Genomic DNA, 21,891 nt, shown 5'->3' with positions numbered 1-21,891 from the left:
AGGCTGAAGCATGGCAGGATGGGCGGCATGGACAGCACCGCCCGCCATATCCTGGAACTCTCCCGCCGTAGCCTGTTGCGCGGCGGGCTTGGCATGGCGGCCCTGGCCGCCTTGCAGCCGCCCTCCGCCCGCCACGCCCTGGCCGCGCCGGCCCTGCCGCGCGACCCCTTCACCCTGGGCGTGGCCTCCGGCGATCCCTGGCCCGATGGCATGGTGCTCTGGACCCGGCTGGCGCCGGAGCCGCTGGCGGGCGGAGGCATGCCACGCGTCGCCATCCCGGTGCGCTGGGAGGTGGCGGAAGACCCCGGCTTCACCACCCTCGCCGCGACGGGCGAGGAACTGGCGCGGCCCGAGCTGGCCCATGCCGTGCACGCCGAGGTTGGTGGGCTGCGACCCGGCCGCCCGTATTTCTACCGCTTCCGCCTGGGGGAATGGCTTTCGCCCACCGGGCGCACCCGCACCGCGCCGGCTGTGGATGCCGCCCCGGCGCGGCTGCGCTTCGTCAATGCGGGCTGCCAGAACTACCAGCACGGGCTCTACACCGCTTGGCGCCATGTGGCGGAGGAAGAGGACCTCGACTTCGTCTTCCACTACGGCGACTACATCTATGAATCCGGCCGCAGCGCCAGCGCCATCCGCCCGCATAACGGGCCAGAGCCACTGTCGCTGGACGAGTACCGCGCCCGCTACGCGCTGTATAAGCTCGACCCGGATCTCGCGGCGGCGCATGCGGCACATCCCTTCCTGCCCTCCTTCGACGACCACGAGGTGCAGAACAACTGGGCCGGTCCCTTCAGCCAGGACGATGGCGGCAACCCCAACCGCCCCGCCGTGCCGCCGGAGGTCTTCGCCCTGCGCAAGCAGGCCGCGTTCCAGGCGTGGTACGAGCACATGCCGCTGCGCCGCGCCCAATTGCCGCGCGGGCCGGAGATCAAGGCCTACCGTGCCCTGCGCTATGGCCGGCTGCTGGATATCGCGGTGCTGGACACCCGCTCCTTCCGCACCGACCAGTCTTGTGGCGATGGGGTGAAGCCCATCTGCGCCGCGCAGCAGGACCCCGCTGCACAGATGATTGGCCCGGCGCAGCAGTCCTGGCTGGCCAATGGCCTGGGCCGCAGCGAGGCCCGCTGGCAATTGCTGGCGCAGCAGGTGCCGATGCTGCGGCTGGATTCCGGCCGGGATGCCGAGCCGCGCCTGGCGATGGACAAGTGGGACGGCTACCCCGCCGCCCGGCGCCGCGTGCTGGAAGCGCTGCAAGGCGTGCCAAATCTGGTGGTGGTCTCGGGCGACATGCACATGGCCCTGGCCGGCACCCTGCACCTCGATCACGACCGGGAGGACAGCCTGGCCACGGGCACCGAGTTCACCGCCACCTCCATTTCCTCCGGCGGCGATGGGTCCGAGGCACGGCCTTCCAGCGCGCGGGTGCTGGCGCGTAATCCGCATCTCGCCTTCATCAACAACCGGCGCGGCTACACCCTGCATGAGGTGTCGCCGGAGAGCTTCACCGCCACCTTCCGGGCCGTGGCGCAGGTCTCCACCTCTGGCGCGGCGCGAGAGGACCGGGGGCGCTTCGTGGTGGAAGATGGGCGCCCGGGGCCGCAACCGGCCTGAAGGAAGGGGTTCCGGCCGGCTTGGCCCTGAGCTAGAGAAGGCGGAGGAAACGGCAGAGACACTGTCCCATTGCCTGACGGAACCCCCTGCGTGACCAAGGCCACCCCCGCTTCAGGCGGCGATGGCTTCGTGCCGTCCTTCCGTGCCGGGTTGGCGGCGGCGCTGCTGACGGTGGCGATGTGGACCACCTGGATCATCGGTAGCCGCTTCGCCATGGCCGGCGCGCAGCCGCTAAGCCCGGCGCTGCTGGCGCTGGTACGCTTCGGCACCGCCGCGCTGCTGCTGGCGCCCTGGTGGTGGCGCATCCGGCTGGTCCCGCGCCGGGCGCCGAAGCTGGCGCTGCTGGGGCTGCTTTTCGCCGGGCTGCCCTACCAGTTCCTGGTGCTCTACGGGTTGCACTTCGCCCCGGCGGCGGAGGCCGGGCCGCTGCTGACCGGCACCCTGCCGATGTTCATCGCCCTGCTTTCCGCCCTGGTGTTCCGGGAAAGGATCGGCGGCATCCGGGCGGCGGGCGTGGTGCTGATCACGGCCGGGGTGCTGGCCATCACCGGCTCCGGCCTGCTGGACCTCGCCGGTGGCGGCTGGCGTGGGCATCTGCTGATCCTCTGCGCCGCGCTCTCCTGGTCGGTCTATACGGTCTTCTTCCGCCGCAGCGGCCTGACGGGCACCGAGGCGGCGGCCTTTGTCGGCTTCTGGTCTGTGGTGCTGCTGCTGCCCCTCGCCGCCGGGGAGATCCGGGCGGCTTATCAGGCCACGCCCACGCCCGTGCTGCTGCGGCAGGTGCTGGTGCAGGGGGTCATGGCCGGGGTGGTGGCGCTGATCACCTTCACCACGGCGGTGCGGCACCTGGGCGCTGCCCGCACCTCCGCCATCACGGCCCTGACGCCTGCCGCTGTGGTGGCGGTGGCGGTGCTGCTGCTGGGGGAGGTGCCGGGCTGGCCGGAACTGCTGGGCTGCGCCCTGATCATCGCCGGGGTGGTGGCCGCCAGCGGCGCCCTGGCTCCGCGCCGCCAGCCGGGTTGAGGCACAGGCGGCGCCGGGCCGCAAGGCTGCCCCGCGCCATAATTGCGCATGTGCGGTAGCCCTTCGGCCCGCCATCGGTCTATCGTGACAACCACTATGGTTTGAACGAGGAAACCTGAGGTCATGACGGTGCGCGGGTGGCAGCCCGGGAGCTGGCGCGAAATGCCGATCCGGCAGGTGCCAGATTATCCGGACACGGTGAAGCTGAAGGCGATGGAGGCGAAGCTCGCCGGCTTTCCGCCTTTGGTGTTTGCCGGTGAAGCCCGGCGCCTGAAGAAGGCCATGGCCGCGGCGGGGCAGGGCAATGCCTTCATCCTGCAGGGCGGCGACTGCGCAGAGAGCTTCTCTGACTTCAAGGCCAATGTGATCCGCGACACCTTCCGGGTGCTGCTGCAGATGGCCGTGGTGCTGACCTTCGGCGGCGGGCTGCCGGTGGTGAAGCTGGGCCGCATGGCCGGCCAGTTCGCCAAGCCCCGCTCCTCGGATACCGAGACGCAGGATGGCGTGACGCTGCCCTCCTATCGCGGCGACATCATCAACGGCCCGGAATTCTCCGCCGAGGCACGGCTGCCCGAGCCGTCGCGGATGGAATTCGCCTATATGCAGTCGGCCGGCACGCTGAACCTGCTGCGCGCCTTCGCCACCGGCGGCTATGCCGACCTGCATCAGGTGCATCGCTGGAACCTGGGCTTCGTCGCCCGCTCCCCGCTGGCGGAGCGTTACCAGGACCTGGCCGCCCGCATCGACGAGACGCTGCGCTTCATGGCCGCCTGCGGCATGAGCGAGGCGCCGCAGGTGCGCGAGACCGAGTTCTACACCAGCCACGAGGCGCTGCTGCTCCCCTATGAGGAAGCGCTGACCCGCGTGGATTCCACCACCGGCGACTGGTACGCCTGCTCCGCCCACTTCCTCTGGATCGGCGACCGCACGCGGCAGCCGGATGGCGCGCATGTGGAGTTCCTGCGCGGCGTGAAGAACCCGCTGGGCCTGAAGGTCGGCCCGACCACGGATGCTTCCGAGCTGGTGCGGCTGACCGAGGTCCTGAACCCGACCAACGAGCCGGGCCGCCTGACGCTGATCACCCGCATGGGGGCCCAGAAGGTGGCGGAAAAGCTGCCGCCGCTGCTGCGCGCGGTGCGCGATGCCGGGCGCGAGGTGGTCTGGATCTGCGACCCCATGCACGGCAACACGCATACCGCCGGCAGCTACAAGACCCGCTCCTTCGATAGCATCCTGGCCGAGGTGCGCGGCTTCTTTGACGCGCATGGCGAGGCCGGCACCTGGCCCGGCGGCGTGCATGTCGAGATGACGGGCAATGACGTCACCGAATGCCTCGGCGGCGCGCATGGGCTGAAGGAGGCGGACCTGGCCGCCAACTACGCCACCCAGTGCGACCCGCGCCTGAACGCCGAGCAGGCGCTGGAGCTGGCCTTCCTGGTGGCGGAGGAGCTGAAGGCCCGCCGCCCGGAGGGTAGCCAGTTCCCCTTGATCGCCGCCCAGTGATGGGAGCGATGCCCCCGCTGCCGGTGGAAGCGGATATCGCCAGTCACACGGACGTCTATTTCAACCGGACCAAGCAGATCGTGGCGCGCTTCGGCGATTGCCGCGTCACCTATGCGGTGTTTCTGCGCCGTCCGGTTGTCTCGGCGCCCCGGCTGGTGATGGAATGGCTTGCCACCATCGCCGCCGAGCGTGGCACGCAGATCGATGTCGAGCTGATGCACAAGGAAGGCGAGTGGGTAGGGGCGGGCGACCCGATCCTCTACATCACCGGCGCCTTCACCCAGCTCGCGGATCTGGAGACGCTTTATCTCCAGAAGCTGGGCCCGGCCTGCGTCGCGGCGCATAACGCCTATCAGATGTGCCTGGAACTGCCAGGCGCCGCCTTCCTGGCCATGGAGGCCCGGCACTGCGCCGGCGCCGAGATGCAGGAAATGATGGGCTATGCCGCCGCCGTCGGTTCCGCCGCCGCCAAGCGGGAAGGAGCCAAGGGCTTCATCGGCAATGCCACCGATGTCACCTCGCACTGGTTCGGCAATGCGCGGGGCTTCGGCACCATGCCGCATGCGCTGATCGGCTACGCCGGCAGCACGCTGCGCGCCGCCGAGATGTTCCACGAGACCTACCCGGAGGACAACCTCACCGTCCTCGTGGATTATTTCGGGCGGGAGGTCACGGACGGCCTGGAAGTCGCCCGCCACTTCAAGGATCTCGCGGCGGCGGGGCGGCTTTCGGTGCGGCTGGACACCCATGGCGGCCGCTTCCTGGAAGGGCTCGACCCGGCGGAATCCTATGCGGTGCTGGAGCGGCATGCCCCTGGCGCCATCCGCCGCTACCGCTCGGAGACGGAGCTGCGCCACCTGGTCGGCACCGGTGTCTCCGCCGCTGCCGTCTGGCGGATGCGGGAGGCGCTGGACGAGGCGGGCTTTCCCAAGGTCGGCATCGTCGCCTCCTCCGGCTTCGGGGTGTCGAAGTGCCGGGTGATGAACGAGGCGCGGGCGCCGATCGACGTGGTCGGCACCGGCAGCTTCATCCCCAATACCTGGAGCGAGACCTATGCCACCGCCGATATCGTCGACTACGACGGGCAGGCGCGGGTGAAGCTCGGCCGCGAGTTCCTGCTGCGCAAGAACGGCGCCCGCAAGCGCGGCAATTGAGCTCCCGGCGGGGAGGATGGCTTGACGCCACCCGCCCCCGCCGGGAGGCTGCCGGCCATGCGTATCCATATTCAGAATCCCGAGGGCGAGGCCCTCTTCGCCATCACGCCGGCCCAGTGGCAGGCGGCCCTGGCTCGCCACCCCGATTTCGCCGGCACCGAGGTCAGCTTCGCCGATGACGAGGCCGGCCGGCTGGCCGCGCTGCCCCAGGCCGATGTGCTGGTCACCTGGACCAAGCTGCTGGCGCGCGACTTCAAGCCCGGCACGCTGCCCGCCGCCGCGCCGAAGCTGAAGGTGGTTTTCTGCACCTCCGCCGGCGTGGACCGCCTGATGCCCTTCGATTGGCTGCCGCAGGACGTGGCGCTGCTGAACAACAGCGGCACCCATGCCGCCAAGGCTGGCGAATTCGGCCTGATGGCGCTGCTGATGCTGGCCAACCACATCCCCACCTTCGCGCAGGACCAGGTGAAGCAGGTCTGGGCGCCGCGCTTCGGTCCGGTGCTGGCAGGGCGGACGGTTTGTGTTGTGGGCCTGGGCTCGCTGGGCGGCGCCATCGCGGAGCGTGCGTCGCAGTTCGGCATGACCGTCATCGGCGTGCGCGGCAAGCCGGCGCCGCACCCGGCCTGCGCCCGCGTGGTCGGCCAGGATGCGCTGGACGAGGTGCTGCCGGAAGCCGAGTTCCTGGTGCTGGCCTGCCCGCTGACGCCGGAAACGCGCGGGCTGATGGATGCGCGCCGCTTCGCCCTGCTGCCGCGCGGCGCCAAGGTCTTCAACATCGCCCGCGGGCCGGTGTGGGAAGAGGATGCGCTTTGCGACGCGCTGGAATCCGGCCATCTGGCCAGCGCCATCACCGATGTGGCGTCGCAGGAGCCGCTGCCGGCGGGCCACCGGCTCTGGACCGCGCCCAACCTGCTGATCACGCCGCATATGTCGGCGGATGACCCGATGACCTACAACGACAACAGCCTGGACGTGCTGTTCCGCAACCTGCGCGCCATGCGGGACGGCCAGCCGATGCCGCAGCGGATAGACACGCGGCGGGGGTACTGAACCCCCGCCGGGCCACGCCGCCTTACTTGCCGGCGGCGTTGGCCTTGGCGATGGGGGGCACGAACTGCTGCTCGGTGTCCCAGGGGAAGAGGATCCAGGTGTCCTGGCTCACCTCGGTCACGAAGGTATCGACCAGCGGCTTGCCGGCCGGCTTGGCATAGACCGTGGCGTAATGCGCCTTCGGCAGCAGCTTGCGCACCACCTTCAGGGTGGTGCCGGTGTCCACCAGGTCGTCCAGCACCAGCCAGCCCTCGCCGTCGCCGGCGGCGGTGGGGGGCTTGGCCACCACGGGCTCGCCCTTCACTTCCTCATCATAGGTGATGATGGAGGTGCTCTCGATCATCCGGCAATCCAGCTCGCGCGCCACGATGGCGGCCGGGATCAGCCCGCCACGCGTGATGGCGACGATGCCCTTCAGCGGGCCCTTTTCCACCAGCCGCCAGGCCAGAGCCTTGCCGTCCCGGTGAAGTTGGTCCCAGGAGACGGTGTAGTAACGAGGCTGGACCATATTCAGAACATCCTGCCGCCGTTGGGTACGGCGATATCGGGGCGAATAAGAACCACCCCGCCATCGGCATCCGGCAGGCCCAGGGTCAGGACCTGGCTCTCGAAGCCGGCGATCTTGCGGGGTGGGAGGTTGACGACGCAGAGCACCTGCCGGCCGATGAGCTTGTGCGGCACGTAATGCACCGTGATCTGCGCGGAGGAGCGCCTGATGCCGATCTCCGGCCCCAGGTCGATATCCAGCGCCAGGGCGGGCTTGCGCGCGCCCTCCAGCGGCTGGGCATCGACCACGGTGCCGACGCGGATGTCGAGGCGGTCGAAATCCTGGATCGTCGCGGTGCTGCTCATGCTGTTCCGGATAGCGCGTCCCCGCCCGGGGAGGAAGAGGTATGGGCAAAGGGATGACGAAGGTGGCCAGGGTGGATGGACGTGGCGGCCCTCCCGTGTCAGCGTCCTGCCCCGAACGGTCCCGCCTTACCCCCGAGAGAGTCTCTAGATGCGCGATTTCCACTCCCCCGGCCGCAGCCCCGTCCTCGCCACCCGCGGCATGGCCGCGACGTCCATGCCTGCGGCGACACTGACGGCCATCGATATTCTGCGCGCCGGCGGCAATGCGCTGGATGCCGCCATCGCTGCCGCCGCCGTGCTGGCGGTGGTGGAGCCGCAATCGACGGGCATCGGGGGCGACTGCTTCTGCCTCTACGCGCCGGCGGGCCAGGGCAAGGTGGTGGCCATGAACGGCTCCGGCCGCGCGCCTGCCGGTGCGACGCCGGAGCGGCTGCGCGCCGATGGGCTCTCGGCCATGGATGCGACCTCGGCCCATTCCGTCACGGTGCCGGGTGCCATCTCTGCCTGGGCCAAGCTGAATGCCGCCTATGGCCGCACGCCGATGGACCGCATCCTGGCCCCGGCCATCCGGCTGGCCGAGGAAGGCCATCCGGTGCATTCGCGCGTGGCCTCGGACTGGGAGGCGGCGGCGCCCAAGCTGCGCAAGCGCGAGGCAACGGCACGGCACTTCCTGAAGAACGGCCAGCCGCTGCAGATCGGCGACATGTTCCGCCAGCCGGCCCTGGCCCGCACGCTGCGCGCCATCGCCAATGAAGGCGCCCGCGCCTTCTATGAGGGCGAGATCGCGGCCGACATGGTGGCGACGCTGCGCGAGGCCGGCGGCAGCCATACGGAGGAGGATTTCGCCAAGGGGCTGGACGCGGCCGAATTCGTCGAGCCGATCCAGGCGCGCTGGAAGGGCCTGGACATCTTCCAGTGCCCGCCCAACGGCTCCGGTGTGCTGGTGCTTTCGATGCTCGGCGTGCTGGGCGGGATGGAGACGCCCTCGGGCAGCCCGCTCTCGGCCACTCGGCTGCACCGGCACGTGGAAGTGGCGCGGCTGGCCTACCGGGACCGCGATGCCTTCCTGGCCGACCCCTCCCAGGCCGATGTGCCGGTGGCGAAGCTGACCTCGGACGAATACACCGCCCAGCTGCGCGCCATTATCGACGATACCCGCGCCATGCGGGAACTGCCGCCGGCCGGGCTGGCCGAGCTGCTGCCGGTGCACCGCGACACCGTCTATCTCTGCGTGGTGGATGAGGAGGGCAATGTCTGCTCCTTCATCAACTCGCTCTTCGAGAGCTTCGGCTCCGGCATCCTGGCCGAGCGGAGCGGCGTGATGCTGCACAACCGCGGCTTCGGCTTCCGGCTGCAGGAAGGCCACCCGAACTGCATCGCGCCCAACAAGCGCCCGATGCACACCATCATCCCCGGCATGGTGATGAAGAACGGCCAGCCGCTGATGCCCTACGGCGTCATGGGCGGCCACTTCCAGCCGATGGGCCAGACGCTGTTCCTGTCCAACCACTTCGAATACGGGCTGGACGTGCAGGCGGCGCTCGATCTGCCGCGCCTCTTCCCCTATGCCGGCAAGCTGCAGGTGGAGCGCGGCATCCCCGCTTCCGTCATCGACCAGTTCAGCCGCATGGGCCATGTGCCGGAGCTGATCGACAAGCCGCACGGCGGCGGCCAGGCCATCCTGATCGACCGCGAGCGCGGTGTGCTGGTGGGTGGTTCCGACCCCCGGAAGGACGGCTGCGCGCTGGGCTACTGAGCCCGGCGCCGAATCCCCCGAGACCATTGAGGACTTGCCTTGCATGACTGAGCCCTGCGACCTCTCCGCCGTGCAGGCGCGGCAGATGATCGGCACCAAGAAGCTTTCGCCGGTCGAGCTGCTCGAATCCTGCATCAAGCGCGTGGGTGAGGTGAACCACGCCGTCAACGCCATGGTGGCGATGGACGAGGAGGGCGCCCGCGCCAGTGCGAAGGAGGCCGAGGCCGCCGTGATGCGTGGCGACCTGCTGGGCGCGCTGCACGGCCTGCCGCTGGGCATCAAGGACCTGGATTCCACGGCGGGGCTGGCTACCACCTTCGGCAGCCCGATGTTCAAGGACAATGTGCCCGACAAGGACGACCACCATGTGGCCGACCTGCGGGATGCCGGCGGCGTCATCCTGGGCAAGACCAACACGCCGGAATTCGGCGCGGGGGCCAATACCCGCAACGCCGTCTATGGCGCCACGGGCAATCCCTTCGACCCGACGCGCTCGGCGGCGGGTTCCTCCGGCGGTTCGGGCGTGGCGCTGGCGGTGGGCATGGTGCCGCTGGCCACCGGCTCGGATACCGGTGGCTCCTTGCGCAACCCGGCGGCCTTCAACGGCATCGTCGGCTTCCGCCCCAGCCCGGGGCTGGTGCCCAACAGCCGGCGCGCGCTGGGCTGGTCCGGCCTTTCCGTGCTCGGCCCCATGGCGCGCAACACCGCCGACCTGGCGCTGATGCTCTCCGCCATGGCGGGGGACGAGGGCGTGGACCCGCTGGCCTATACGCTGCCGGATGTCGATGTGCGGCGCGGCATGACCTGGGATGCGGCGGTGGACCTTGCCGGCCTCCGCGTCGCCGTCACGCCGGATTTCGGCTTCGCGCCGACCGACCGGCATATCCGCGAGGTCTTCGCTTCCCGCGCCGCCGCGCTCGCGCCGTTGTTTGCCTCGGCGGAGGAGCGGACGCCAGATTGCTCGGGCGCCGACGAAGCCTTCGCCATCCTGCGCGCCGTGTCCTTCCTGGCCGGCTTCAACGATCGGGTGAAGAAGGACCCCAACTGCGTCGGCCCGAATGTCCGGGCCAATGTAGAGGAAGGCTGGGGCTATTCCGCCGCCGATGTGGCGCGCGCCAGCGTGTTGCAGACGCAGATGTACCGCCGCTGGCAGGAGTTCTTCGACAGCGGCGTGGACGTGATCCTGGCGCCTGCCATGACCATCTCGCCCCGCCCCTGGAGCGAGCTGTATCCGGCCGAGATCGACGGCGTGCCGACCAAGAGCTACTTCCACTGGCTGGCCACGGCCTATGCGGCAACGCTGGTGGGCCACCCGGCCATCAGCCTGCCGCTGGGCCTGGACAAGGCCGGCATGCCCTTCGGCCTGCAGATCGTCGGCCCGCGCGGCGGCGATGCGCTGGTGATCGCCGTGGCGGCGGCCATCGAGGCGGCGGTGGAAGGCGATGCCACCCTGGCCCGGCCGGTGCCGGACCTGGCGAAGCTGCGCGCGGCCCCGCCGATCTCTGGCATGCCGGGCTTCCTCAGCTTCGACTGAGTGCGGGCTGCGCGCCGAGCCCATCGGCGCGCAGTGGCTGCCAGACCGAGACTTCTCGCGGCGCTGCCAGGATCTCCGGCAGCGCCGCGTGCCATTCGGCGCGGTAGGGACGGTGGATCTCCACCTCCACCACCTGCTGGTGATCCGCCCAGGTTTCATAGAGCATGAAGCGGCAGGGGTCCTGCGGGTCCTGGTGCAGCACGGCATTCCGGAAGCCGGCCTCCGCCCGCATGGCATCCAGCACGCCGTTCAACAGCGTGTTGAAGCGGTCCAGTTGCTCGGGCCGCACGGTGAAGCGGATTTCATAGACGACGCTCATGGCCTTTGGGCCTCCATGCTCAGGGCTTGCCGGGTGGCGTCATCGGCCGGGTAGAAGCATTCCAGCGCCAGTTCCGCCAGGGTGATGTCGACCGGCGTGCCGAAGACGGTGGTGGTGGAGAGGAAGCTCAGCGCCCGCGACTGCTCCGGCAGCCGGATACGCAACGGCACCGCGATGCCGCCTGCCGCCACCGCTGGCGTGCCTGCCGGGCAAGGATAGGCGGCGAGTTCGGCCTGCAGCGCCGCCAGCACCGGGTCGCCGGAACGCTCCACCTGCATCCGCAGCCGTTCCAGCAGATGCGCGCGCCATTCCGGCAGGTTCTCGATGCGCGAGGCCAGCCCCTCCGGGTGCAGGCTCAGGCGCAGCACGTTGACGGGCGGTTCCAGCAGCCGGGCGGCGGCGCCCTGCATCATGGGTGCCAGGGCGGCATTGGCGGCCAGGAGGTGCCAGTGCCGGTCCACCGCCAGCGCAGGGAAAGGCTCGTGCCCCTTCAGGATGGCCTCCACCGCCCCGCGCGCCGCCGCCATGTCCGGCGCCTGCAAGGGGCGCTCGGGGTAATGCGGCGCGAAGCCGCCCGCCATCAGCAGCAGGTTGCGCTGGCGCAGTGGCATGTCGAGATGCTCGGCCAGCCGCAGCAGCATCTCCCGGCTGGCCGAGGCGCGGCCGGTTTCCACATAGCTCAGGTGCCGGGTGGAGACTTCGGCATCCAGGGCCAGGTCCATCTGGCTGCGCTTGCGGCGCTGGCGCCATTCCCGCAGCAGATGGCCGGCTGGTGGAAGGGTGGGGGCGGTCGTGGTGGACATGCCGGCAGTCTAGCCATCAGGCGCGGCGCGGCCATGACCTCCGAGGTTATCGCGCCGATGCGGCGGAAGTTCTCAGATGCGGCTGCCGGGCGCCTGGCCCGGCCAGCAAGGAGAGACGCCATGCACGACCCCAAGGCCATTGCCGCAGCCTATCTCAACGCCTGGAACGAAGCCGACCCGGCACGGCGGCAGGCATTGCTGGCACAGGGATGGAGCGAGGATGCGCGCTATGCCGACCCGCTGATGCAGGCGGAGGGACGCGCGCATATCGCGCAGATGATCGAGACGGCGCGGGGCAGCTTCCCCGGCCATGGCTTCACGCTGGAAGGCTCGCCAGATGGGCACGGGCCCTTCCTGCGCTTCTCCTGGGCGCTGGCGCCACGGGATGGCGCGCCGGTGGCGCGGGGCTTCGATGTGCTGCGGCTGGATGGTGAAGGCCGCATCCAGGAGGTGATCGGCTTCCTGGATGCGATCTGAGGGCGGGTGGGGGAGGTGGCGCTTAGCGCCCCTTCTCCTTCCGCCAGGCCTCGAAGGTGGCAAGGTTGCTTTCGTCGGTCGGCGGATAGAGGCCCAGGATGCTCTGGCCACCGCCCACCTTCTCCTGCACGAAATCCTCGAAGGCGGTCATGTCCACCGCCTCCGCCGCGATCTCATCGGCCAGATGCGCGGGGATGACGATGACGCCATCGGCATCGCCCACGATCACGTCGCCCGGGAACACCGGCGCATCGCCGCAGCCGATCGGCACATTGATGTCGATCGCCTGGTGCAGCGTCAGGTTGGTGGGGGCGGAAGGGCGGGTGTGGAAGGCCGCGATGTCCATGGCGGCGATGTCCGCGGAGTCACGGAAGCCGCCATCGGTCACCACGCCTGCCACGCCGCGCACCATCAGCCGCGTCACCAGGATGCCACCGGCGGAAGCCGCGCGCGGGTCCTTGCGGCTGTCCATCACCATCACCGCGCCGGGCGGGCATTCCTCCACCGCCTTGCGCTGCGGGTGGCCGCGGTCGCGGAAGACGGAAAGCTGGTTCAGGTCCTCGCGCGCCGGCATGTAGCGCAGCGTGAAGGCCTCGCCCACCATGGTCTCCGGCTTGGCCTTGCCGCCGACGGGCTGCACACCCTGGATCATCTGGTTGCGGAAGCCGCGCTTGTAGAGCGCGGTGGCGAGCGTCGCGGTGCTGACGGTCTTCAGCTTGGCGCGCGTATCGGGGTTCAAGGCCATGTTCGGTGCCTCAGTAGATTACGGGTTCATCGACCGGGCGGCCGAAATCGGTCTTCAGGAAGTCGAAGTCGCAGCCCTCGTTGGCCTGCTGGATATGCTTGGTGAACATCCAGCCATAGCCACGGCCGAAGCGTTCCTCCGGCGCCTTCCATTCGGCGCGGCGCTTGGCCAGCTCCTCCTCGGACACCAGCATGTTGATGCTGCGGGCATCCACGTCCATCTCGACGATGTCGCCGGTGCGCAGCAGCGCCAGCGGGCCGCCGATCCAGCTTTCCGGCGAGATGTGCAGCACGCAGGCGCCATAGGAGGTGCCGGACATGCGCGCATCGGACATGCGCATCATGTCGCGGTAGCCTTCCTTCAGCAGCTTCTTCGGCATGGGCAGCATGCCCCATTCCGGCATGCCCGGGCCGCCCTGCGGGCCGGCGTTGCGCAGCACCATCACGGTGTCCGGCGTGAAGGGGTAGTTCTCGTCGTCCACCGCCTTCTTCATGCTCGGGTAGTCATCAAAGACCACGGCGGGGCCTGAATGCTTCAGGAAGCGCTGGTCCATGGCGGCCGGCTTGATGACGCAGCCGTCCGGCGCCAGGTTGCCCTTCAGCACGGCGAGGGAGCCTTCGCCGTAGATGGGGTTGTCCGTGGTGCGGATGACGTCGTCGTTATGGACCTTGGCGCCAGCGATGTTCTCGCCCAGCGTCTTTCCAGTGCAGGTCAGGCAGGAAAGATCAAGATGTTCCGTGATCCGGTTCATCAGCGCCTTGATGCCGCCGGCGTAGTAGAAATCCTCCATCAGATAGGCATTGCCGGAAGGCCGGACATTGCCGATGACGGGGACCTTACGGCTGTAGCGCTCGAAATCCTCCAGCCCGATATCCTGGCCCGCGCGGCGCGCCATGGCGATCAGGTGGATGATGGCATTGGTGGAACAGCCCATCGCCATGGCGACCGCGATGGCATTCTCGAAGGCCGGGCGCGTCTGGATCTTTTGCGGCGTCAGGTCTTCCCAGACCATGTCCACGATGCGGCGGCCGCTCTCGCTCGCCAGGCGGATATGCCCGGCATCGGCCGCCAGCATGGAGGAACCGCCCGGCAGCACCATGCCCACCGCTTCCGCGATGGCCGTCATGGTCGAGGCCGTGCCCATGGTCATGCAGGTGCCGTAGGAGCGCGCGATGCCGCCCTCGACCGCTAGCCAGTCCTGGTCCGTGATCTTGCCGGCGCGCAGCTCATCCCAGTATTTCCAGGAATCCGAGCCGGAACCGAGGAACTTGCCCTGCCAGTTGCCGCGCAGCATGGGGCCGGCGGGCAGGAAGATGGCCGGGATATTCATGCTGGTGGCGCCCAGCAGCAGGCCCGGCGTGGTCTTGTCGCAGCCGCCCATCAGCACCGCGCCATCCACGGGGTGGGAGCGCAGCAGCTCCTCCGTCTCCATGGCCAGCATGTTGCGGTACATCATGGTGGTCGGCTTGACGAAACTCTCGGAAACCGAGATCGCCGGCAGTTCCACCGGGAAGCCGCCGGCCATCAGGATGCCGCGCTTCACATCCTCCACCCGCTGTTTGAAATGCGAGTGGCAGGGGTTGAGGTCGGACCAGGTGTTGATGATCGCGATGACGGGCTTGCCGGTCCATTCCTCCGGGCTGTAGCCCATCTGCATGGCGCGGGAGCGGTGGCCGAAGGAGCGGAGATCCGCGGGGCCGAACCAGCGGCGGCTGCGCAGCTCCTCGACGGTCTTCACTTTCGGCAGGGGCGATTCAGTCATGACGGCAGGGCTTCCGTTCAGACGGGGGTGAGGGCAGGGCGGCCGGCGCAGATGGCGGCCACGTTGTCGAGCGCCAGCATCGCCATGGCATCGCGCGTCTCCTGCGTGGCGCTGGCGATATGCGGCGTCAGGAAGACATTCGGCAATTCGGCGAAGCGCGTGTCGTAGTCAGGCTCCTTGCGGAAGACATCGAGCCCGGCGGCGAAGAGATGGCCGCTCTTCAGCGCCTCGATCAGCGCATCCTCATCCACCAGCGCGCCGCGCGCGGTGTTCACGAAGACGGCGCCCTTGGGCAGCAGCGCGAAGGCCTCCCGCGTCATCAGCGTGCCGCCGCCGGCGGGCAGGTGCAGCGAGAGGATCTGGCAATGCGGCAGCATCGCGTCCATCGACTCGAAATACTCGGCGCCCTTCTCCAGCTCGGCCGGCAGGCGGCTGCGGTTGTGGTAGAGGACGCGCATGCCGAAGCCGCGGGCACGGTCCGCCATGGCGCGGCCGATGCGGCCCATGCCGACGATGCCCAGCGTCTTGCCACTCGGCTTCATGCTCAGCCATTCGCCAAAGCCCATCTTCACGCCCCAGCCCTGGCGCATCAGCACGTCGTATTCATGGGCACGGCGGCAGGCGGCCAGCAGCAGCATGAAGGCGAGGTCGGCGGTGCAATCCGTCAGCACATCCGGCGTATTGGTCACGATGATGCCGCGCGCCTTCACGGCCGCGGCGTCCATGTGGTCGTAACCGACGCTGGTATTGGCGATGATCTTCACATGATCCGGCAGCCGCGCGGCCGCGGCGGCATCCAGCTTCACGGAAGCGCCGATCACCATGGCCACCGCCTTGTGGCGCGCGGCGGCCTCGATGGCCTCATCCGTGCTCAGGTCGTGGTCGGCCACCAGGGTATCGAAGTCGCGGCGGGCCCGCTCCTCAGCGGCGGGCGTGACCTTGCGGGCGAGGAGGACGCGCGGGAGCGGGCTCACCGGGCAGGCACCAGAAGTTCGATGGAAAAGCGCGATGCGGCCATGGCCATACTCCCCTGAACAAGTGGCTCTCGCCTGCGGCGCGGCCGGTTCATGGAGTCCTAGACCCGCTCCAGTCGTCAGACAAGTATCCGATATTTCGGATTTCGGGGATTTGCGTTAGAAGTCACCCATGTCCGCCTCTCGCCCTTCCGCCGAGACCCTGCTGGCGCCGATCGGTCCCCGGCTGTCGGCGGGCGAAATCGCCTTTGGCAATCTGCGGCAGGCCATCGTCTCCCTGGCTTTGCCGCCGGGCATGCCGCTGTCCCGCGCGCAACTGGCGGCGCAGCTCGGTGTCAGCCAGACCCCGGTGCGGGAGGCACTGACTCGCCTGCAGGACGAAGGGCTGGTGACGGTGGTGCCCAGCGCCTCCACCCATGTGGCGCACATCGACCTGGACAATGCGCGGCAGGCGCATTTCCTGCGCATGGCGGTGGAGCTGGAGGTCGGGCAGCGCCTGGCCGCCGGGCCGCCGGCAGAACTCGGCGCGCGGCTGGAAGCGCATCTGGCGGAACAGGAAAGCCTGCTGGGGCAGGAAGGCTTCGCCCAGGCGGACGACGCCTTCCACGCCCTGCTCTATGAGGCAGCGGAGATCCCGGGCCTCTGGGCCCTGGTACGCAGCCGCAGCGGCCACCTGGACCGGCTGCGGCGCCTGAACCTGCCCAGCCCCGGCAAGATGGAAACCGTGCTGGCTGAGCACCGCAACATCGCCCGTGCCATCCTGGCGGGCGACGGGCGGGCGGTGGAGGCGGCGTTGCGGCAGCATTTCTCCGCCACCTTCGCCCGCATCCCGGCGGTGCGGGCTGAATACCCGGATTACTTCGCGCCAGGCTGAGCTGCGCCTTACTCGGTGAAGCCCAGCGCCAGCCCGAAGCTATCCGCCGCCGAGACCATCAGGCGGCCGGCTTCTTCCCGCACCGGCACGCCGCCGGCCTGCAGCGCCGCCCGTGCCTGCGCCAGGGAGGATGTCCGCAGCACCAGCCCGACCATGGCATCCCGCCCATCGGCCGGCAGCGGCGGCAGGGCATCGCCCAGGTGGCGGCGGGCGGCATCCGGCGTCAGGATCAGCAGCCGTCCACGATCGGCCTGCAAGGCCACGCCGCCATCCACGGTGCTGAAGGCCGCATCGCCATAGAGCTTGCGATAGGGCGCGGCGGCGCGCTCCGGCTCCGCCGTGGCCACAATGAACTCGGCGATGCCGGTGACGCCATTGGCATGCTTCTGCCACTCCGGGCGCCAGACCAGTTCCGGCGTGAAATGGTGGCAGAAGAAGACCCGGCCATTGAAGGCCACCTCAGGCGCCAGATGCGTCACGCGGAAGCTGGCATCGCGCGTGCCTTCCGGCAGCTCCACCGGGCGGCTGAATTCGCGGGAGGGCTCGGCCGGCACGCCCCGCGCGACGATGGCGTCGCGGAAGCCGGCGTCGGGACCGGGCTTGAAGACCAGCCCGCCCAGGCCCTTCGGCATGTTCCAGAGCACGGAATCCTTGGTAATCCGCGCCGGCTCGTAGCCCAGCAGCTCCAGGTAATCGGTGCCGAAGATGGCGAGGTGGTTGGAGGAGCCCAGCGTGTGGTGCCCCCGCTCCGTCAGGTGAAAGCCAAGCCGGGCATAGGTTTCGGCCGAGGCATCGAGTTGGTCTTCCACATAGACCACGACATGGTCGAAGCGGGGGGCGGGAATGGCGCTCAAGCGAGGCTCTCCTGTGGTTGGACCGGCGCCAGCTTGCCATCGGCCAGCCGCAGCACCCGGTCGTGGAATTCGGCAACCGCCGGCCGATGCGCGATGGACAGGATGGCGGCCTGCGGCAACTCCCGCCGCAGGGTGGTATAGAGCGTCCGTTCGGCGGCCGGGTCCAGGCTTGCCGTGGCTTCATCCAGGAAGAGCCAGCGCGGCTTCACCAGCAGGGCGCGCGCCACGGCCAGCCGCTGCTGCTCGCCGCCGGACAGGCGGCGTTCCCAGGCATCGGACTCCTCCAGCCGGGGCACCAGGGCATCCAGCCCGGCCTTTTCCAGCGCGGCCGCGACCTCGGCATTGCTGTGCTGGCCAGGGTCGTGCGGGTAGCAGACGGCGCGCTTCAGCGTGCCCAGCGGCATATAGGGGCGCTGCGGCAGGAAGAGCACCTGGCCCTCCGGCTGCTGGATATGCCCGCTGCCGAAGGGCCAGATGCCGGAGAGGGCGCGGAAGAGGGTGGACTTGCCGCTGCCCGATGCGCCGGTGATCAGCACGGCCTCGCCGGGTGCGACGCGCAGGCTGGCATCCTCGGTCAGCACCCGGCCATTGGGCAGGGCGAGGCGCAGGCCCTCGGCGGTGAGCGCATCGCCGGTGCCGGGGGTAACACGCGGGCCTTCCTCCCCGGCGGCGCGGGCGGCGGCCATGGCCAGGTGGAAGCCGGTCAGGCGGTCCACGGTGGCGCGCCATGCTGCCAGCTCGTCATAAGCCGTGACGGCCCAGGACATGGCGCCCTGCACCTCGCCGAAGGCGCGCGTGGTCTGCACCAGCGCGCCCAGCGCCACCTTTCCCGCGAAGTAGGCGGGTGCTGCGACGATGAAGGGAAAGATCACCGCCACCTGCCCGAAGCCGGCGGTGAAGAAGGTGAGCTGCTTGGTGGCCGTCATGATGGCCCACCAGTTGTGCATCACCGCCGCGAAGCGTTCGCGCAGCCCCGCTTCCTCCTGCGGCTCGCCGCCATGCAGGGCGATGCCTTCCATGTTCTCCCGCACGCGCACCAGCGAGAAACGGAAATCGGCTTCCACGCGCTGCTGGTTGAAGTTCAGCCCGATCAGCTTGCGGCCGATCAGATGCGCCAGCCAGGTGCCCACCGCCGAATAGATCAGTGCCACCCAGACCAGGTAGCCCGGGATATTGATGCCGAAGACCGACATGGGCCCCGACAGGCCCCAGAGCACGACAATAAAGGAGACCAGCGTCACCACCGCGCTCATCAGCCCCAGCCCGAGATTGAGGGTGGAGCTGACGTAGAGGCGGGTATCGTCCGAGATGCGCTGGTCCGGGTTGTCGGCGCCGCCCTCGGTCAGGCCCATGCGGTAATAGGCGTGGCGGTCCAGCCAGTCGTGCATCATGTGGCCGACCAGCCACCGCCGCCAGCGGATCTGCAGCGCCTGGTTGAGGTAGAGCTGGTAGACCGCCACCACGATGAACAGCGCCGCCACGATGGAGAAGCCCGGCATGAAATCGCCGTCCTCCTGCCGGTGGCCCCAGAGCAAGAGCTGGCTGAAGGCCGTGAAGTCCTTGTTCTGCAGCGCGTCGTAGAAGGAGGCCTGCCAGTAGGTCAGCAGCACGTTCATGCCGACCATGGCCAGGTTCAGCAGGATGATGACGGCGAGCAAGCCGCGCGCCTTCCACTTCTCCTCGCTGTTCCAGTAGGGCCGCGCCAGTGCCCAGGCGTCACGCAGGAAAGGCAGAAGGCTGCGCATCGGGTTCAGCCCTCGGTGGAAGGTTCGGAGGAAGGCTCCCTCGCGGCGCGCAGGCGGATGACGCCGCGCACCTGATCCGCCGGCACCGGCTTGCCTTTGCGCAGGATCTCGATGCGCCCTTCCGCCTGCAGGCCGAGCGCCGCCTTGCGTACGCGCGGCATCAGGGGGCGCCAGACATCCTCGGCGCCTGGCGTGCCGGCGGGCGGGGCGAAGGCGCGGGCGACCTCGCTGGGGCAGATCGACTTGCCGGGCTCCTGGGCCTCGGTGCGGCGCAGGATCTCGGCGGCGAGGTCGGCATTGCTGGGGCTGGTCATGTGATGCGGCTCATGCTTGGCAGGGTGGTGCGGTTGGGCGGCGGTTCAAGGCTTCTCAGGCCCGGCGGGTTGCGGCAAGGCGGCTGAAGCTGACCAGGGAAGCGAAGCCGGCGATAGCGGCCGCCAGGGCCAGCGCCAGGGAGGCGCCATTCTGCCCGCCCAGCAGCGGCCCCAGGGCCAGGCCAGCCAGGGCGGCGCCCAAGGTCTGCCCCAGCAGCCGCGATGTCGAAAGCATGCCGCTGGCGCCGCCACTGCGCTCGCGCGGGGCGGAGGAAAGCAGGACGCGGTTGTTGGGGCTCTGGAAGAGGCCGAAGCCGGCGCCGCAGAGCGCCATGCGCCAGCCGATCTGCACAAAGGAGGGCTCGGGCGGCAGCGTCGCCATCAGCACCAGGCCAAGCGCCATGGCAGCCAGCCCGATGCCGCCCAGCAGCCCGGGGTTGATGTGGTCCGCGAGCCGTCCGGAGAGCGGCGCCACCACGATCAGCACCAGCGGCCAGGGCGTGATCAGCAGCCCGGTCTGCACCGCCGTCAGCCCGAAATCGTGCTGGAAGAGGAAGGGTATCACCACCAGGGCCAGCATCTGCGCCATGAAGGAGGAGATGGAGGTGGCGACCGAAAGGGCAAAGACCGGAATCCGCAGCAGGTCCACTGGCAGCAACGGCGCGGTGCGCCCGGCCTGCCGCCGCACCAGCAGCGTGCCACAGGCCAGGAAGCCGAGGATGAAGAGGGCCAGGAGCCACCAGGGCTGGCCGCGCGTGAACTGCTCCACACCCACGGTCAGCAGGCCGAAGGTGGCGGCGGAGAGCAGGGCGCTGGCGGCATCGAAGCGGCGGTTGCTGCGGAGCGTGTAGGGCAGGAAGCGCGTGAGGATCAGCGCCAGCAGGCCCAGCGGCAGGTTGATCGCGAAGATCCAGGGCCAATGGGCCACGCCCAGGACGGCGGCGCCGATCGGCGGCCCGGCGACGGAGGCCGTGGCAACCACCAGCGCGTTGATGCCGATGCCGCGCCCCAGCATCTTCTGCGGAAAGATGAAGCGCAGCAGCGCGGTGTTCACGCTCATCAACCCCGCCGCGCCAAAACCCTGCGCGATGCGGGAGATGATCAGCATCTCCAGCGAGGAGGAAAGGGCACAGGCCAGGGAGGAAGCGGTGAAGACCGCCAGCCCAGCGCGGTAGACCCGCTCATGCCCGAATTTCTCGCCGAGCGAGGCGAAGGGCAGCAGGGACATGATGGTGGCGATCTGATAGGCGTTGACCACCAGCACGACATCGGCCGGGGAGACCTGCAGGTCCGCCGCGATGGCCGGCAAGGCGACATTGGCGACCGAGCTGTCCATCACCGCCAGGGTGATGGAAACGGCGATGGCAGCCATCGCCCATAGGCGGCGCGACGGCGGCAGGCCATCCGTTTCCTGGGTCATCCAGTCATTCCTCAGGCAATGCGGGGATCGGGTTGCTTCCCATCCGGACCTTGCCCGCGGAGCGGCGTGGCTGCCAAGGCAGCCCAGCCCCGCGCCAGACGCATCGCGGCGCTAGGCGAAAGCGCGCTCGATTCGCGGGCCCGGCGCATTCAGCGCGATCTCGCGGATGATCTTGCGGCGCACCGCGCCCTCGAAGGCCCTGAAGCCCTCGGCCACCATCAGGAAGCTGCCGGGACCGCCGATCACCTCGTCATGGTAATAGTCATCGAGCGAAGGCTGCAGATTGGCGAATTGCGGTGGCAGCGGCGTGCGGTCCAGCACAGCGAGGCCGTTGAGCACGATGCCACGCTCCAGCGCCTCGGCCCGCGCCGCCTTCAGGGGGCGGCCGGAATTGTTGATGCCGTCGCCCGAGATATCGACCACCTGCCGCGTGCCCTCGTAGCCCTGGCCAAAGAGCTGGCTGGCGTAGTCGATGGCGCCGGAGATGGAGGTATAGAGAAATGCCTGTCGCGGCGCGGCGTCCAGCGCATCGGCGAAGCGATGGGCGGCGGCGGCGCCGTCGATGCGTGTCCAGGGCACCAGCAGGTTCTGCATGTCCCAGTCGGACCAGGTGAAGAAGCAGACGGCGATGGCGCCGATGGCCCCATTGGCGATGCCCTCCGCCAGCCGCGAGTCGCGGAAGGCCTTGGCATAGCCGTTGAACTGAAGCTCCTGCTCCTCCGGGTCCATGGAGCGGCTGACGTCAACCGCGAGCACCAGCTCCACGTCCACCGGTTCCATGGCATTGGCGCGGCGCGCCGGCAGCAGGGCAGGGGCTGCGAGCAGCCCGGCGGCCGCCCGTATGATACCGCGGCGGCCCTGATTGAAACCCGACATCGGTCCCTCCAGTCGGAAACCGTTCGACTGCTTTCCTCAAAGGGACACTAGGTCATACCTATTGTGCAACGCAACATGCGGCTTTGGCGGGTCTGAACTGACGAGAACGTGAAGCAAAAAAAGGGCGCCTTGCGGCGCCCCGAGTTCTCCGATGGATCGATAGCCGGGACGGGGCTGGCCCCGTCCCGTATCCCGCCCTGCTTAGCGCAGGACGATTTCGACGCGGCGGTTCTGCGGCTCAC

At 69.2% G+C, this 21,891-nt stretch carries 21 protein-coding genes; 9 read left to right on the top strand and 12 right to left on the bottom strand.

The features are described from left to right. Positions 1-27: 27 nt before the first annotated feature. The 5 genes from IBL25_RS08425 (at position 28) to IBL25_RS08405 (ending at position 6,344) form a co-directional block, all read left to right on the top strand. Positions 28-1,614, top strand: coding sequence for an alkaline phosphatase D family protein (locus IBL25_RS08425; RefSeq protein WP_187778113.1), 1,587 nt, complete (start codon positions 28-30; stop codon positions 1,612-1,614). A gap of 90 nt (positions 1,615-1,704) precedes the next feature. Further along, positions 1,705-2,637, top strand: a complete 933-nt coding sequence (locus tag IBL25_RS08420; protein WP_187778112.1) for a DMT family transporter — start codon at positions 1,705-1,707, stop codon at positions 2,635-2,637. A gap of 123 nt (positions 2,638-2,760) precedes the next feature. Then, a complete protein-coding gene (locus tag IBL25_RS08415; protein ID WP_187778111.1) occupies positions 2,761-4,140 on the top strand; it encodes a class II 3-deoxy-7-phosphoheptulonate synthase in 1,380 nt (459 codons plus the stop codon). A gap of 8 nt (positions 4,141-4,148) precedes the next feature. Then, positions 4,149-5,294 (top strand): beta/alpha barrel domain-containing protein, encoded by a 1,146-nt coding sequence (locus IBL25_RS08410; protein WP_238940289.1) that lies wholly within the window; start codon positions 4,149-4,151, stop codon positions 5,292-5,294. Positions 5,295-5,351: 57 nt separating this feature from the next. Next, positions 5,352-6,344, top strand: a complete 993-nt coding sequence (locus IBL25_RS08405; RefSeq protein ID WP_187778109.1) for a D-2-hydroxyacid dehydrogenase — start codon at positions 5,352-5,354, stop codon at positions 6,342-6,344. A 22-nt stretch (positions 6,345-6,366) separates the two neighbouring features. On the opposite strand, the gene gpt is transcribed toward IBL25_RS08405, so the two are convergent. Further along, positions 6,367-6,852 (bottom strand): xanthine phosphoribosyltransferase, encoded by a 486-nt coding sequence (gene gpt, locus IBL25_RS08400; protein ID WP_187778108.1) that lies wholly within the window; start codon positions 6,850-6,852, stop codon positions 6,367-6,369. Positions 6,853-6,854: 2 nt separating this feature from the next. After that, the gene (locus IBL25_RS08395; RefSeq protein ID WP_187778107.1) at positions 6,855-7,196 is read right to left on the bottom strand and encodes a tRNA-binding protein; all 342 of its coding nucleotides are present in this window, start codon (positions 7,194-7,196) and stop codon (positions 6,855-6,857) included. Positions 7,197-7,344: 148 nt separating this feature from the next. Here IBL25_RS08395 and ggt point away from each other — a divergent pair, with 148 nt between their 5' ends. Continuing rightward, positions 7,345-8,952, top strand: a complete 1,608-nt coding sequence (ggt, locus tag IBL25_RS08390; protein WP_187778106.1) for a gamma-glutamyltransferase — start codon at positions 7,345-7,347, stop codon at positions 8,950-8,952. 43 nt (positions 8,953-8,995) lie between these two features. Further along, positions 8,996-10,486 (top strand): amidase, encoded by a 1,491-nt coding sequence (locus tag IBL25_RS08385; protein ID WP_187778105.1) that lies wholly within the window; start codon positions 8,996-8,998, stop codon positions 10,484-10,486. Here IBL25_RS08385 and IBL25_RS08380 read toward each other — a convergent pair. Then, complete coding sequence (locus IBL25_RS08380) at positions 10,473-10,805, bottom strand: putative quinol monooxygenase (protein WP_187778104.1); 333 nt, start codon at positions 10,803-10,805, stop codon at positions 10,473-10,475. The genes IBL25_RS08385 and IBL25_RS08380 overlap by 14 nt on opposite strands. Next, positions 10,802-11,608 carry a helix-turn-helix domain-containing protein gene (locus IBL25_RS08375; protein WP_187778103.1) on the bottom strand — a complete coding sequence of 269 codons (807 nt, stop codon included), beginning with the start codon at positions 11,606-11,608 and terminating at the stop codon, positions 10,802-10,804. The genes IBL25_RS08380 and IBL25_RS08375 overlap by 4 nt, the downstream gene beginning before the upstream one ends. A 120-nt stretch (positions 11,609-11,728) precedes the next feature. Here IBL25_RS08375 and IBL25_RS08370 point away from each other — a divergent pair, with 120 nt between their 5' ends. After that, positions 11,729-12,085: a nuclear transport factor 2 family protein gene (locus tag IBL25_RS08370; protein ID WP_187778102.1), complete on the top strand. Its 357-nt coding sequence runs from the start codon at positions 11,729-11,731 to the stop codon at positions 12,083-12,085. 22 nt (positions 12,086-12,107) lie between these two features. On the opposite strand, the gene IBL25_RS08365 is transcribed toward IBL25_RS08370, so the two are convergent. Genes IBL25_RS08365 through IBL25_RS08355 form a run of 3 tightly spaced genes read right to left on the bottom strand, consistent with a single transcriptional unit; the run spans position 12,108 to position 15,566 of the window. Then, on the bottom strand, positions 12,108-12,830 hold the full coding sequence (locus tag IBL25_RS08365) for a ribonuclease activity regulator RraA (RefSeq protein ID WP_187778101.1): 723 nt from the start codon (positions 12,828-12,830) through the stop codon (positions 12,108-12,110). A gap of 10 nt (positions 12,831-12,840) precedes the next feature. Then, the gene (gene araD, locus IBL25_RS08360; protein ID WP_187778100.1) at positions 12,841-14,592 is read right to left on the bottom strand and encodes an L-arabinonate dehydratase; all 1,752 of its coding nucleotides are present in this window, start codon (positions 14,590-14,592) and stop codon (positions 12,841-12,843) included. A 17-nt stretch (positions 14,593-14,609) separates the two neighbouring features. Next, a complete protein-coding gene (locus tag IBL25_RS08355) occupies positions 14,610-15,566 on the bottom strand; it encodes a 2-hydroxyacid dehydrogenase (RefSeq protein ID WP_187778099.1) in 957 nt (318 codons plus the stop codon). Positions 15,567-15,738: 172 nt separating this feature from the next. On the opposite strand from IBL25_RS08355, the gene IBL25_RS08350 reads away from it, so the two are divergent. Further along, on the top strand, positions 15,739-16,440 hold the full coding sequence (locus tag IBL25_RS08350; RefSeq protein WP_187778098.1) for a GntR family transcriptional regulator: 702 nt from the start codon (positions 15,739-15,741) through the stop codon (positions 16,438-16,440). An 8-nt stretch (positions 16,441-16,448) separates the two neighbouring features. On the opposite strand, the gene IBL25_RS08345 is transcribed toward IBL25_RS08350, so the two are convergent. The 5 genes from IBL25_RS08345 to IBL25_RS08325 all read right to left on the bottom strand — a co-directional run bounded on the left by IBL25_RS08345 (position 16,449) and on the right by IBL25_RS08325 (position 21,649). Further along, entirely contained in the window at positions 16,449-17,294 is an 846-nt protein-coding gene (locus IBL25_RS08345) for a VOC family protein (protein ID WP_187778097.1), read from the bottom strand. After that, on the bottom strand, positions 17,291-19,039 hold the full coding sequence (locus IBL25_RS08340) for an ABC transporter ATP-binding protein/permease (protein ID WP_187778096.1): 1,749 nt from the start codon (positions 19,037-19,039) through the stop codon (positions 17,291-17,293). The genes IBL25_RS08345 and IBL25_RS08340 overlap by 4 nt, the downstream gene beginning before the upstream one ends. 5 nt (positions 19,040-19,044) lie before the next feature. Further along, the gene (locus tag IBL25_RS08335; protein WP_187778095.1) at positions 19,045-19,353 is read right to left on the bottom strand and encodes a DUF3253 domain-containing protein; all 309 of its coding nucleotides are present in this window, start codon (positions 19,351-19,353) and stop codon (positions 19,045-19,047) included. Between the two features lie 55 nt (positions 19,354-19,408). Beyond that, positions 19,409-20,773, bottom strand: a complete 1,365-nt coding sequence (locus tag IBL25_RS08330) for an MFS transporter (protein WP_187778094.1) — start codon at positions 20,771-20,773, stop codon at positions 19,409-19,411. A 111-nt stretch (positions 20,774-20,884) separates the two neighbouring features. Further along, positions 20,885-21,649, bottom strand: coding sequence for a DUF1194 domain-containing protein (locus IBL25_RS08325; RefSeq protein ID WP_187778093.1), 765 nt, complete (start codon positions 21,647-21,649; stop codon positions 20,885-20,887). Positions 21,650-21,891 lie beyond the last annotated feature (242 nt).

The sequence above is a fragment of the Pseudoroseomonas ludipueritiae genome, from assembly GCF_014490445.1.
GTDB lineage: Bacteria > Pseudomonadota > Alphaproteobacteria > Acetobacterales > Acetobacteraceae > Pseudoroseomonas > Pseudoroseomonas ludipueritiae.
This window is presented reverse-complemented; position numbering and strand designations above follow the sequence as displayed.